Origin of the sequence: Nocardia abscessus NBRC 100374, assembly GCF_000308455.1 — a bacterium.
Classification (GTDB): Bacteria; Actinomycetota; Actinomycetes; order Mycobacteriales; family Mycobacteriaceae; genus Nocardia; species Nocardia abscessus.
Window position 1 is genome coordinate 53,765 of record NZ_BAFP01000080.1, and the last position, 14,851, is coordinate 68,615.

3 protein-coding genes (1 of these 3 only partly in view) are annotated in these 14,851 nt (G+C 70.5%); all 3 read left to right on the forward strand.

Features of this window, described 5'->3' with window-relative positions; translation table 11 throughout:
* Tightly spaced (each overlapping or abutting the next), the 3 genes in view from ON19_RS41900 to ON19_RS38950 form a layout consistent with a single transcriptional unit that may run on beyond the window.
* Positions 1 to 533, forward strand: the 3' end of a protein-coding gene (locus tag ON19_RS41900; RefSeq protein WP_169334183.1) for a type I polyketide synthase. 21,088 nt of this gene lie to the left of the window's left edge; the window shows 533 of its 21,621 coding nt (coding positions 21,089-21,621); its start codon lies beyond the left edge, outside the window; it ends in the stop codon at positions 531 to 533.
* The gene (locus tag ON19_RS15295; protein WP_043692047.1) at positions 530 to 13,039 is read left to right on the forward strand and encodes a thioester reductase domain-containing protein; all 12,510 of its coding nucleotides are present in this window, start codon (positions 530 to 532) and stop codon (positions 13,037 to 13,039) included. Before ON19_RS41900 ends, ON19_RS15295 begins: the two co-directional genes overlap by 4 nt.
* Positions 13,036 to 14,838 carry a thioesterase domain-containing protein gene (locus ON19_RS38950; protein WP_083899400.1) on the forward strand — a complete coding sequence of 601 codons (1,803 nt, stop codon included), beginning with the start codon at positions 13,036 to 13,038 and terminating at the stop codon, positions 14,836 to 14,838. The genes ON19_RS15295 and ON19_RS38950 overlap by 4 nt, the downstream gene beginning before the upstream one ends.
* The last annotated feature ends 13 nt before the right edge of the window (positions 14,839 to 14,851 follow it).

Genomic DNA, 14,851 nt, shown 5'->3' on the forward strand with positions numbered 1-14,851 from the left:
CCGGCACCATGATCGGCGATCCCATCGAGCTGAAGGGGTTGGCGACCGTGCTCGGCGACCGCTCGCGCGGACCGGAGCCGTGCGCGGTCGGCAGCGTGAAAACCAATATCGGGCATCTGCTTTCCGCGGCCGGCATCGCCGGGGCCGTCAAGACGATCCTGGCCGTGCACCACGCGGCACTGCCGCCGTCGCTGCACTGCGACAACCTCAATCCGCGCTTCAAGTTCACCGGGTCGCCGCTGCAGGTGAACCGGGAACTGCGCCCGTGGCGGCCCGCCGACGGCAGGCCGCGCGCGGCGGGCGTCAGCTCGTTCGGCTTCGGTGGCACCAACGCCCACCTCGTCGTCGAGCAGGCGCCCGACGGGCACCGGCCGACTCGCCGACCCCTTGATCCACCCGTCTTCCGCAAGAGGAGCTTCATGCTGCCGAAAACGGTTCCCAGCACATCGACGGAGCCCGCGCCGCGAATCGTGGTCCCGATGCCGCAGAACGCGCCCGCGCCGTCGTTCCTCCGTGTGGAGCCGCTGCGATGAGCGGGATCGAACTGGACAGCTTCGCCACCACCGTGCGGGCCGGGGATCCGGTGGTGCGTGACCATCGGGTGCACGGCGTCCGGATCCTGCCCGGCGTGGTGTATCTCGACATGATCCTGCGTGCGGCGATGGCGGCCGGTTACCGGCCCGGGGACCTGACGATCCGGGAGGCGCTGTTCCAGCGTCCAGTCGCCCTCGATGCCGACGGCGCGGTGCGCATCGCGTTCCGGGTCGATCGAGTGACGGGACGAGTCGCCATCGATGTCCAGCGCTTGGACGCCGCGGGCGCCCCGGACGGACCGGTCGAGCCGGTCGCGGAATGCGTTGTAGTGCCGACCGATTCGACTGGCGAGCCGCCTGGGATCGATGTGGCTTCGTTCCCGGCGGCGGCGCAGGCGCGCGGGCTGGCCGAGATGTACGCCCAGAGCGGTGGCCGCGGCATCGAGCACCGCGACTTCATGCGCGCCACCGGCCATTTCTCCCGCCGCGACGATGTGGTCACCGCGACGATGGGGCTGGGCTCCGAAGCGGCCGCGCATCTGCCCGGATTCCTGCTGCATCCCACGTTCCTGGACGCCTCGACGATCGTGCCGTTCGTCGACCCGCACCGGCTCGGCGTGGACGACGACAGCGCGTTCATCCCGATCTACTTCGGTGACGTGCGCGCCTGGCGAGCCACCCCCGAGGAGGTGTACGTACGAGCCACGGTGCACGGCGGGCACGGCGCGGACCTGCTCGAAGCCGACGTGGCGCTCTACGACCGCGACGGATCGCCGGTGGTGCGGTACCGGCTGACGTCCAAGCGGGTGCGCGGCAGCGCGGACATTCGACGGTTGCTGGCCCAGTCCGGCTCGCACGCCTCCCCGCGGCCTGAGCCGCGGCGGACTGCGAACCTTGTTCCCACCCCGGACCTCCCGTCGAACGACCCGCGTGCCGTGATCACCGCCGACCTGGCGGCGCTCGTCGCCGCCGAGCTCGGCGCCGATCCCGCCGGTATCGCGACCGATGTGGGGTTCTACGAGCTCGGCCTGGATTCCGGTCGCCTGCTGCGGCTGACCGCCGAACTGGAAGCGCGGGTAGGCGAGCCGCTCTACCCGACGCTGTTGTTCGAGTACCAGACCATCGAAGCGCTCGCCGGACACCTCGCCGACACCGCGGGCGCGAACTACCGTCCCGCAGCCGTTACTCCGCAGGCCCACCCGGAGATCGATTCCACTGCGGAGCCGACCGTCTTCGACGCGGGCGAGCACCCGGCCGTGCCGACCTCGGAGGCAGGCACAGACCGGAGACCATCCGACCCGGTCGCGGCGCCCGGACCCGTCGTCGCTACCGAAGACGACCTGGTTACCTTCGGATTCGATTGGGAAACCGACACCACCACGCACGCCCGTCGCGAACCGACCGGGCTGCTCGTCTTCGACACCGCCGACCACCCCTACCCGCCCAGCACCGCCACCACGGTCATCCGCGTCCGACCGGGGAGTGAATTCGTCTCCGGCGCGGACACTTTCGTCATCGACCCGGCCGACGCACAGCATATGGATCTGCTGGTCGCCCAGCTGACGGCTCGGCGGCTGCGCTTCGACGCGGCGTTGTATCTGTGGCCGGAAGCCGTGCCGGATGACGACCCGCAGGCGCTGATCGAGCGGGTGTATCTGCCGCTGCGCGATCTGGTGCGTGCGACCGCCGGGGCGTCCGAGCCGCCGGTGCGCCGCGTACTCGCCCTCACATCCGCGACCCCTGCGGGGGAATCGAGTTGCGCTCTGCTGGGCGGTTTCGCGCGCACGCTGCGGCTCGAGCAGCCGCTACCGCTGCTGAGGGCCGTACAGCGCGACCCAGCCACGATGGTCGGCGACATCGTGGTCACCGAACTGGGCATCGACGAACGCGATCCCGACACCGAGATCCGCTACCGCGACGGACGACGCGAGGTCCGCAGGCCCCGTGTGCACACCGACTCCGTGGCGGGGTCCGGCGACCCGGTGCTGCGCCGGGGATCGGTGGTCGTGGTCACCGGCGGATTCGGCGGTATCGCCCGGCATCTGGCCCGCCGTCTCGCCACCGAGTACGGCGCCCGGCTGGTCCTGGTGTCGCGGCGCCCGCTCGATGCGGCGGCGGCCGGTCTGCTCGCCGAGCTCAACGACCTCGGCTCGGAAGCAGTGCACGTGCGCGCCGACGTGTCGGTCGCCGCGGACGCCGAACGCGTCGCCGCGATCACCCACGCCACCTTCGGGCCGGTCGACGTGCTCTACCACGGTGCGGGACAGTTGCGCGACGGACTGCTGTCGGGCTCCGGCCGCGACGACGCGAGATCCGTTCTGGCACCGAAGATCTACGGCGTCGGACACTTGATCCGAGTGTTGCCGGAGGCTCGCCTGACCGTATTGTTCTCGTCGGTCTCCGCGGTGCTCGGCAACCCTGGTCAAGCGGACTACGCGGCGGCCAACCGCTATCTGGACGCCTTCGCCGAACAGCGCGACCGCGCCGGACACCGGACGATCAGCGTCGACTGGCCGCTGTGGGCCGAGGGTGGGATGCGTCCGCCCGCAGAGCAGATCGCCGCGCTGCGGCGGGCCGGTGCCGGACTGCTGCCCACCGCGACCGGACTCGACCTGCTGTTGTCCTGCGCGACGCTGAGTCGTGCCCAACTCGCAGCGGTGTGGGGCGAGCCCGAAACTTTGCGGGCACGACTACAACCGGCGTCCCCACCGGTGAGCGCGCCGGCAGCTGACTTCGGAACAGTGAACGAGCACCATGCGGCCGCCAGCGGCGAGGAGCCGATCGCGATCGTCGGAATCAGCGGCCGCTACCCGGACGCGGAGGACATCGAGGAGTTCTGGCGCAACCTGCGGGACGGACACGACGCCGTCGGCCCGGTCCCCGCCGACCGCTGGTGGCTGACCGACGTCCAGGGCAGTCCCGGCGCGCCCCCGATGGTCGGCGGATTCCTGCGCGACGTGGCCGGTTTCGACCCGCAGTTCTTCCGCATTCCGCCGGTCCAGGCGCCGTTGCTGGACCCGCAGGAGCGTCTGTTCCTGCAGCAGGCGTACGCGGCGCTGGAACACGCCGGCTACCACCACAGCGACCCGGCCGTGCGGGATCGCCGCGTCGGCGTGTTCGTCGGCGCGACCTGGAGCGACTACCGCCTGCTCGGCGTCGCGGCCACCCGCGACGGCGATCCGGTCGCGGTGGCCTCGATTCCGTCCTCCATCGCCAACCGCACCTCCTACACCCTCGGTCTGCGCGGGCCGAGCCTCACCGTGGACACCGCGTGCTCGGCGTCGCTGACCGCGCTACATCTGGCGCGGCGCAGCCTGCTCGACGGCGAATGCGACGCGGCGATCGTCGGCGGGGTGAACCTGCTGCTGCACGAGGACAAATTCCTGCTGTTGCACAGCCTGGGCATGATGTCCGACAGCGGCCGGTGCCGGCCGTTCGCCGCCGCCGCCGACGGCTACGTTCCCGGCGAAGGCGTCGGCGCGCTGTACCTGAAGCCGCTGTCGGCCGCCCGCGCCGACGGCGACACCATCCACGGCTTGATCCTGGGCAGCGCGGTCAACCACGGCGGGCAGACCTCCGGCTACAGCGTGCCCCATCCCGGCGCGCAAGCCGAGGTGATCGGCGCGGCGCTGCGCGCGGCGGGGGTCGATCCCGGCACGATCGACTACCTCGAGGCGCACGGCACCGGCACCCCGCTCGGCGATCCGATCGAAATCGCCGGTCTGGCCGCGGCTTTCGGCCGGTCCACCGGTACGGGCCGCTCCCGCGCACTCGGGTCGACGAAATCGAACATCGGTCACCTGGAGGCGGCAGCGGGCGTCGCGGGCCTGACCCGGGTGCTGCTGCAGATGCGGCACGGCCGGATCGCGCCGACGTTGCACGCGGCACAGGCCAATCCGGCCATCGCGTTCAACTCGGTACCGTTCCGCCTGCCGCGGGAACTGGAGGATTGGCCGCGCCGCACCGTCGACGGCGTCGCGGTGGCGCGGCACGCGGGCATCAGCGCGTTCGGCGCGGGCGGCGCCAACGCCCATGTCGTGCTCGCCGAATTCCTCGACGACCGAGCCCGCCCGGCCGCGACGGGTGGGCCGGAGATCTTCGTGCTGTCGGCTCGCACACCGCAGCGGCTGCACCGCTACGCCGAGATCATGGCACGGCACTTCCGTACGCTCGATCCCGCGGATTTCACCGACGCGGTGCGCACCTTGCAGGTGGGCAGGCCCGCGCTGGCACACCGGCTGGCGGTGGTCGCGTCCGCCCCGCTCGAGGTGGCCGAGGCGCTCGACCAGTTCCGCACCGACCAGCTCGGCCCCGTGGTCACCGGCACCGTCGACGCGCAGGCCCGACCACCGCTGTTCGCTGCGGCGCACGGCGAGCAGGACCTCGCCCGCCAGTGGGTCGCGGGCGCCGAAGTCGATTGGCGCGCACGCGGCGGTCCGCGGCGTCGCATCCCGTTGCCCGGGTATCCCTTCGAGCGCACCGGCTACTGGATCATCGCACCGCCGCGCTCGGGCTTCGACGCCGCGGTGGAGCGTTTCGAGGCGTCCGTCCAGCCCACGGGCATCGTGGAGCCCGGTAAGGCCGAACTCGGCCGCTATGCGGCGATGCTGCTGTTCGCCACCCTCGCCGGAATGGGACTCACCGCGGGGGAGTGGACCGCGCAGTCGCTGGACGCGCGCCTGGGTGTGCGACCGGAATTCGACCGGCTGCGCACCAGTTGCCTGGACATCCTGCGGCGCCACGGGCTGGTGCGATGGCAGGACGACCGGATCGTGGTCCTCGGCCCGCCTCCCGGCACGAGCGGGATGCGCGCCGACCTGCTCGCCCGTTTCCCGGAGACCGCACCGTATGTGGCGTTGCTGGACACCTGCCTGGCCGCGTATCCGCGTGTGCTGCGCGGGGAGCTGTCCGCGACGGAGGTGCTGTTTCCCGGCGGCGACCTCGGATTGGTGGGCTCGATCTATCGCGGCAACGCCGCCTACGACTTCACCAACGGGTTGCTCGCCGCCCTGGTGTCGGCGCTCGCCCAGCGGCACAGCGACACGCGGCCACTGCGGATCGTCGAAGTCGGCGCGGGGACCGGCGGTTCCACGCACGCCGTGCTCGAGGCGCTCGCCGCGAGCGGGATCGCGTTCGACTATCACTACACCGACGTCTCGCCCAGTTTCCTCGCGCACGGACGGCGCACCTTCGGCACGCGCGAGAACCTGCGTTTCGCGGTGCTGGACATCGAGACCGACCCGGTCGCACAGGGATTCCCCGCGAACGAGGCCGACCTGGTGCTCTGCGCCAACGTTCTGCACGCGACGCGCTCGATCGACACGACTCTGCGCAACGTCCGGCGGCTGCTGGCGCCCGGCGGGATTCTCGCGTTCACCGAGGCGACCGCCGACCTCGAGGTGCTCGCGCTGACCTTCGGACTGTTGGAGGGTTGGCACGCCTACCGCGATCCCGAGGCGCGTATCCCGCACTCCCCGTTGCTGTCCGAGCCACAATGGCAGGCCGCGATGACCGCGGCGGGATTCTCCGGAGTCCGTTCATGGGGGCCCGGGCTGTCCGCGGACGCGGAGCCGAGTTTCCGGCTGCTGGCCGCGGTCAGCGCCACCGCGCAACTCCCGCCGACGGTGGCCGTGGAGCCATCTGCCGATACACAGCCCCAGCCCACGGTGGCCGCCGAGCTAGCCGCCGTAGCGCAACTCCACCCTGCAGTGGCCGTAGAGCCAGCCGCCGATAGGCAGCTCCATCCTGCGATGGCCGCCGAACCAGCTGCCGGTGCACAGGCGAGACCCGCAGTCGCCGCGGAACGCCTCGCCGCGGTGAGCGCATCCCCGCAGCCCGGCAGTGCCCCGGCACTGGAGGCCGAACTCGTCGCCATCGTCGCCGACGGACTCGGCGTGGCACGCAGCGAGGTTCGCGCGGAATTGCCGCTGTCGGAGTACGGGGTCGATTCCATTCTCGCGGTGAAGATCATCGACCGGATCAACGCTCGCTACGGCTTGGCCCTGCGCCCCACGGTGGTGTTCGACCATCCGTCGGTGCGGCTGCTCAGCGCCCACATGGCCGAGAAAGGCGCCACGGCGACGAGCGCCGCGTCGGCACGAGTGCCCGCTCGAACATCCCCCATTACGGGCGCGTCGACGCCCGGCACCCGAACCGTCGCTGCGCAGGCCGCGCGGCCCAGCGAGAGGCCAGCATCAATGGACATCGCCATCATCGGCATGTCCGGGCAATTCCCGGGCGCGGCGAACCTCGAGCAGTTCTGGGGCAATCTCGCCGCCGGGCGCGACACCGTGACCGAGGTACCCGTGTCACGCTGGCCGATCGCCGACCACTTCCGGCCGGGACCGGCGACACCGGGCAAGACCTACTCCAAGTGGGGCGGATTCCTCGATGGCGTAGCGGAGTTCGATCCGGCGTTCTTCGACCTGGTGCCCGCCGAAGCCGACTACATGGACCCGCAGCAGCGGTTGTTCCTCGAACACAGCTGGCTCGCGCTGGAGGACGCCGCTATCGACCCGAAGTCGTTGCGGCGCAGTCGCTGCGGCGTGTTCGCCGGGTCACCGGGGTCGGACTACGCCAACCTTCTGCGCAGTCGCGGTACGGCCGGCTCCCACCACATGTTCACCGGTAACAGCCCGGCCATCCTGCCCGCCCGGGTGGCCTATCACCTTGATCTCACCGGCCCGTGTCTGGGCCTGGACACCGCCTGCTCCTCGGCGCTGGTCGCGCTGCACCAGGCCTGCCGCAGCCTCGCCTCGGGCGAGTCGGAACTCGCGCTGGCGGGCGGGGTCGCGGTGTTCGTGACGCCCGAGTACCACCTGCTCGCCTCCTCGATGGGCATGCTGTCGCCGCGGGGCCGGTGCGCGAGCTTCGCCGACGACGCCGACGGTTTCGTGATCGCCGAGGGCGTCGGCGTGGTGGTGCTCAAGCCGCTGGCCGCCGCGCAACGCGACGGCGACCCCATCCACGGTGTGATCCGCGGGATCGGGATCAACCACGACGGCCGCACCAACGGCATCACCGCGCCGAGCGTGCGGGCGCAGACCGAACTGGAACTCGCGGTGTATCGCGACGGCGGAATCGATCCGTCCACCATCGGCTATGTCGAAACGCACGGCACCGGAACACGTTTGGGCGATCCGATCGAGATCGAGGCGCTCACCGCCGCCTTCCGGCGCTACACCGGCGCGGTCGGCACCGTCCCGGTGGGGTCGGTGAAGTCGAACATCGGACACGCCTCGCACGCCGCGGGCATGGCGAGCCTGTTCAAGGTGCTGCTGGCCATGCGCGCCGGACAGCTGCCGCCCTCGCTGCACGTCGCGGCGGTGAACCCGCTGCTCGGGTTGGACGAGTCGCCGTTCTTCGTCAACACCGAACTGCGCCCGTGGACCGGTACCCCGCACCGCGCCGCGATCAGCTCCTTCGGCTTCAGCGGCACCAACGCGCACCTGGTGGTCGACAGCGCACCTGAGCCGGGTACGGCCCGGCGCGAGGTACCGGGCGGCCCGCAGTTGGTCGTGCTCTCGGCCCGCAGCGCCACGAGCCTGACCCGGATGGCGCGGTCGCTGCGCAGACATCTGGCCGCGCATCCCGAGCTGGTGCCCGCGGACATCGCGCGCACGCTGGCGTTCGGGCGCGGCGGATTCGAGCATCGGCTCGCCGTCGTCGGAGATTCGGTGGACGCGATCGCGGCGCGGCTGGCCGCTTTCGTGGAGGGCGATCGTCCGCCAGGTGTCTTCACCGGAACGATCGACACCGCGACCACGGACCGGGCCGGAGCCATCGCACTGGACGACCCGGTAGCGGCGGCACGGCAGTGGGTCGAGGGTGGGCACGTCGAATACACGGGCTGGAGTGATCCGGGCGCGCGCCGTATTCATCTGCCCGGCTATGAGTTCGAGCGAGAAAGGTGCTGGGCACCGGACACGAGTGATGCGCCTTCGTCCACGCACGCAGTTGACGCTGCGCGCTTGCAAGACGGCCCTTCGACACGACGAGAGACTGCCGAAAACTCGCTGATACCTGCGGCCCCGACGGCGGCTGCGCCCCAGGACGACAACAGGCTCCGCAACGGTGCCGACCACGACGCTCGCGGGCTCGTGACGCCTGACGCCGAGCCCGTCTCGTCGGGATCGGCACCGTTGCGGCAGGCCGCCGAGATCTACCTGAAAGGTCTGCTCGCCGAGTACTGCCGACTCGACCCGCAACGGATCCGCACCCGTATCCCGTTGCAGGACTATGGCATCGACTCGGTGCTGATCAGCAAAATGAACGACCGGCTGGAAACAGATTTCGGTCCGCTCCCGAGCACGCTGTTCTTCGAGTACCAGACCGTCCGCGACATCGCGGGCTACCTCGCCGACGAGCACGCGCCGCGCTTGACCGTGCTCACCGCCGACGCGACCTCCGCGGCACCGTGGCCCGGCAACGCCGCCGTCGCGACCCGCGAGGCACCATCGCCTGGGAACGCCGCCGATGCGACCCACGAGGCGCCGTGGCCCAGCAACGACGCCGGCGTAACGCCCGCGGCGATCGCTCCCAGCAAGGCCGCCGATACGACGCCCGCCGCCACGTCGCCCAGCGACGCCGCCGACGCGACCGGCCACCCCTCCGGGGCAGCGCACACGGTCGCCCTCGATGACACCGGGCGCGAGTCCGCCCTCGGCGACGCGGACGATTCCGACGACATCGCCGTCATCGGCATGGCGGGCAAGTTCCCGATGGCGGGAGACGTCGAGGAATTCTGGGCCAACCTGGTCGCGGGCCGCGACTGCATCGTCGAGGTCCCGCCACAACGCTGGGATCACCGCGAGTACCTGTCCGAGGACCCCGACGAACCGGGCACCACCTACGCGCGCTGGGGTGGGTTCCTCGATGACGTGGACAAATTCGACGCCCGCTTCTTCGGCATCACCCCTAAGGACGCCGAGGAGATGGACCCGCAGCAACGACTGTTCCTGGAAACATCGTGGGCGGCATTGGAAGATGCGGGCTACTCGCCGGATCGGGTGCGCCGCAGCGCCGCGGCGCGCGGTCTGCCCGATGCCGGAGTGTTCGCCGGGGTGGGTTATGCCGAGTACCAGGCGTTCGTCGGCGTGCCGATCTCCGGATATTTCGCGGTGGCGAACCGGGTCTCGTACCACTTCGGCTTCAACGGACCGAGTCTCGCGGTGGACACCGCGTGCTCGGCCTCGCTGACCGCGCTGCATCTGGCCTGTGCGAGCCTGCGCCGCGGCGAGTCGGCCTACGCGCTGGCCGGCGGGGTGAACGTGTCGATCCACCCGGGCAAGTACCTGCTGCTCGGTTACGGCCGCTGGGCCTCCACCGACGGCCGCTGCCGGTCGTTCGGTGCGGGCGGCGACGGCTACGTGCCGGGTGAGGGGGTGGTGACCCTCGTGCTCAAACCACTGCGGCATGCGCGCGCCGACGGTGACCGCGTCTACGGCGTGATCCGTGGCAGCACCGTCAACCACGGCGGGCGCACCAACGGGTTCACCGTCCCCAACCCGGTCGCCCAGACCGACCTCATCGGCCGAGCGCTGACCGCGGCCCGCGTGGACGCGGGTGACATCGGCTACGTGGAAGCTCACGGCACCGGCACCGCGCTGGGCGATCCCATCGAGATCGCGGCGCTGACCAAGGCCTACCGCCGTTCGACGTCCGAGCGCGGCTACTGCGGCATCGGCTCGGCGAAATCCAGTGTCGGGCATTTGGAAGCGGCCGCGGGCGCCGCGGGCGTGGTGAAGGCACTGCTGCAACTGCGCCACGACACCATCGCGCCGAACTTGCACGGCGATCCGCCGAATCCGGGCATCGATTTCGCCGCGTCACCGTTCCGCGTCATCGATCGGCCCACGGCCTGGCCGCGCCCAGACGACGGCAAGCCCCGTGTCACCGCCGTCAGCTCGTTCGGTGCGGGCGGCTCGAACGCCCACGTGATCCTCACCGACGCCGAGCCCACCGTGCCCAGTGCCGAAGACGGGCAACCGCGCATCGTGGTGTTGTCGGCGCGCGATGGCGACCGGCTCGCGGAACTGGCCGCTCGCACAGCGGACCGGCTGCGCGAACACCCGCTGCCGCTGCCCGATGTGGCGTGGACGCTGGCCGTCGGGCGGAGCGCGTTCGCACATCGCCTCGCGGTGGTGGCCACCTCCACGGCCGAACTCGTCGAATTGCTCGACAGCGCAGCCGATCCGAGTGTCCCGGCACCGGCCGAAGGGCTGCTGGTCTTCCGTGGCGTTGCCCGCACCCACCGCGAACTCGACGAGCTGCCCGGCGAGTCGGACGCCGACCGCGCCGAAGTGCGCGCGCTGCTGCGCTCCGGCAATCTGCCACGAGTCGCCGAGCTGTGGGCCGGCGGCTGGACCGTGGACTGGGAACAGGGCTACGACCAGCCGTTCGGCCGGACCGTGAGCCTGCCCGGCTACCCGTTCGCGCGGCGCAGGTACTGGATCGTTCCCGAGGACTACCGCAAACGCAGTCACCCGGCTCCCCAGCTGGTCGCGAAAACAGTGGTCGCGCAGGAGGTCGAGCCGCCCCGGGCAGAGCAGCGCAACGGCCGTTCCACGAACGGCACCGCGCACCGAGCCGAACCGGCGTCGACCGAACCGATCGGGTCACCCACGAACCTGCCCGCTCCGACCGGCGTCGCTCAACCGGTCACCACCGACCCAACCGGCGTCGCCGAACCAGCCACCACCGACCCGACCGACGCCACCGAACCAGCCACCACCGACCTGACCGACGCCACCGAACCAGCCACCAACACCCCTACCGGTGGTACCGAATCAGTCACCAACACCCTGCCCGGCGGAACCGAACGAGTCACCGACACCCTGCCCGGCGGAACCGAACGAGTCACCGACACCCCGCCCGGCGGAACCGAATCAGTCACCATCGACCCAACCGGCGTCGCCGAAGCGGTCACCGACTCGACCAGTAGCACTGAGCCGGTCACCACAACCCCGACCGACGATGAATTCGACAGCGCCTTGTGCGATCGGCTCGCCGAGCACATTCGCGACATCTTCGCCGATCTGACCAAGTCCGACCCGGCCGATCTCGATCTCGACGCGGATTTCACCGATTTCGGGTTCGACTCGGTGGCCACCGTCCGGATGCTCAACCGGCTGATGAAGCACTACGACGTCAAGATCCCGGCGGAGTCGACCGAGCTGTATCCCACCATCGCGTCGCTGTCGCACTACCTCGTGGCCGACGGCATCATCGCCGGGACGACGCGGGACGACGCCCCGCGCGCCACCGCGGTGGACCCGGCCGCGACAGTCCAGCAGGACATCCCGCCGGTGCGCATGGACGCCCCGATCCCGGTGCGGTCGGTCTTCATCACGGGCGTGACCGGCGTGCTGGGCGGCAAGCTGCTGCACGATCTGCTCACGCGCTCCGACGTGCGAGTGACCTGCCTGGTACGCGGCAAGACCGTGGCCGCGGCCGAGCGCCGGGTCAAGCACTTCCTCAGCACCTACGATCCGGACGGAACCCTCGACCAGGCGTTCGCCGATCGCGTGACCACTGTGCTCGGTGACGTCGCCAGTGAGCGGCTCGGCTTGGACGAGGTGACCTGGCGGCGGATCGCCGACGAGGTGGACCTGACCATCCACGCCGCAGGCCGCACCACCTTGGTGACCTTCTACGACGCGCTGGCTCCGATCAACGTCGAAGGCACCCGCCGCGCGGTGGAGTTCGCGCTGCGCTCACGCGGCAAGTATCTGGTGTACGTGTCGAGTTTCAGCGCCCTGGGTGACCGGCTCAACTTCAACAACCCGCCGTTCACCGAGCGCGATCTCGAATTGGGCCAGGGCTACGACCATCTGCCCTACCAGCAGACGAAGTACGAGTCCGAGAAGCTCATCCGCGCGGCCGGCGAGCGCGGACTGCTCTGGGACATCGTGCGCCCCGGCAACATCATGGGCGACAGCCGCACCGGCCGGTACCCGTTCTCCGAGGTCAGCGTCAAAGGCGCGTACTACGACATCCTCAAGACGATGATCGAGACCGGCGAGACGATGCTGACGCCGGTGCACTGGGACATCACCCCGGTCGACTACGTCAGCGCCGCGATCACGCACATCGCGCTGCACCGCGCGACCTACCGGGAGACCTACCACCTCACCAACCCCGACATCCGGCGCTATTACGACGTGGTCCGCTATGTCCAGCGCGCCGGGTACAAGGTGGACCTGGTGCCGCTGGAGGAATTCCACCGCAAGGCCACCGACCGGCAGATCCACCGGCTGGGTACCGACGAGGTCTACGACAGCCAGACCCTGGAGATGTTCAAGTACGGCATCGAACTGTTCGGCACCATCCACTACGAGGAGAGCTCCTACGCCGACTGCGCCTACACCCGGCGGGTGCTGGGCGCGGCGGGCATCGACTGCCCGCCGACCGAGGATCTGGTGCGGGTGTATCTGGCGCATTGTGCCGAAGTGGGCTACATCCCCGTGCCGCGGGCGGCCGAGTCGACCGCGGAGGCGCTGCGATGAGCGGCGAGTGCACAATCGTCTTCCCTGGCCAGGGCGCCCAGCGCACCGGGATGGGCGCGGATTTCTGTGCCGAGTTCCCCCTAGCCCGAGACACTTTCGCCGAAGCGAGCGCCGCGGTGGGCGAGGATCTGTTGCGGATCTGCGTCGAGCGGGATCCGCGGCTGCATCGCACGGAGTACACCCAGCCCTGCGTGCTGACCATGGAGATCGCCGCCTACTGGGTGCTGGCGGCCGAATTCGGTGTGCGGCCCGTCGCCTTCGGCGGGCACAGCCTCGGCGAGTACGCCGCGCTGGTCGCGGCGGGCGTGCTCGACCTCGCCGACGGTGTGCGGCTGGTGCGCACCCGCGGGGCGCTCATGCAGCGTGCCGTGCCGGAGGGTGCGGGGGCGATGGCCGCGCTGATCCTGCCGGACATCGCCGGCTCGGGGGTGAGCGATCTGGTGGCCGAGGCGGGCGCGGAGGTGGCCAACGACAATTCGACCGATCAGCTCGTCATCAGCGGTGGCAGCGAAGCGATCGCGGCGGCGCGCGTCGTCCTCGCCGAACGCCTGCCGGACCTGCGGTTCGTCCCGCTGCGGGTGAGCGCGCCGTTCCACTCGCGGTGGATGCGCGGCATCGAAACCGAATTCGCCGGACATCTCGCCGAGTGCGCCCCGCGCATCCGCGCCGAACGTGCGGTCGCGGTGACCTCGAACTACACCGGGGAGTTCCACCGGCCCGAAACCGTCACCGAGCATCTGGTCCGCCAGATCTCGGCTCCGGTGCGCTGGACCGCGAACATGCGCGCGTTGCTGCGCTCCGGCACACCCCGCTACGAGGTCGGTCCGTCGGCGCCGCTGTCGAAGTTCTTCTCGACGCTGGGCGCGCCGGTGACCCGCATCGCGACAGTACGCGATCTGCGTGAGCTACACGATGATGCGAGAACCATTGCAGCCGAGCCGCTTCCGGCGTCGACCGAACCCTCCCACAGAACGACGATCACTGCGGCCGACACGATTCCGGCTTCGACGCCACCTCCAGCCGCCCCCGAACCGGTACGACCCACCGATACGGGTGGGCTGACCATCCACCGCAAGACAGCGGGAACGCCGAGCCTGCGGTTGTTCTGCTGGCCGTTCGCCGGTGGCAAAGCCGCGGCCTACACCCCGTGGCGGCGCGAACTGCCCGACTGGGTGGAGCTGTGTGTGATCGAACTACCCGCCCGGCAACGGCATCTGGCGCAGACACCGATCCGCCGCTTCACCGATCTCCTCGACGCCGCGCTGGCGCGGGTAGTGCCGCTGACCGACATGCCGTTCGCCTTCTTCGGCCACAGCCTGGGCGCGCTGGCCGCTTACGAGGTAGCGCGCCGCCTGCCCGAGGAGATCGTGCCGCGGGCGCTGTTCCTCGGTGGCGCGGTGGCCCCGCACCTGCCCAGGCCAGGTCGCTTGTCGGAGCTGCCGGATCACGAGTTCGTCGCCGCGGTAGGCCATTACGGCGGCATCCCGCCGGAGGTGCGCGAGACCCCGGAGGTGATGGCGCTGTTCCTGCCCGCGTTGCGCAGCGACTTCGAGATCTTCGACGACTACCGGTTCGTCCCCGCCACCGCCCCGTCGTGCCCGGCCCATCTGTTCGGCGGTCGGGACGACCGCCAGGTGGCGGCCACCCAGTTGGAGGCCTGGCGCGATGTCCTGCCGGGTCTGCGCTCCACCGAGCTGCTGCCCGGCGGTCACTTCTTTCTCGCCGAGCAGCGGGCAGCGCTGCTCGGCTCGCTCGCGGACAAGCTCGCCGCTGTCCGCCCCGACGCGGTATCCGCCTGATGAAGGGATGCAG

Bases quoted from the DNA above. Each gene is read 5' to 3' on its own strand.
- ON19_RS15295 (WP_043692047.1), top strand. From the start codon at position 530: ATGAGCGGGATCGAACTGGACAGCTTCGCCACCACCGTGCGGGCCGGG.
- ON19_RS38950 (WP_083899400.1), top strand. From the start codon at position 13,036: ATGAGCGGCGAGTGCACAATCGTCTTCCCTGGCCAGGGCGCCCAGCGC.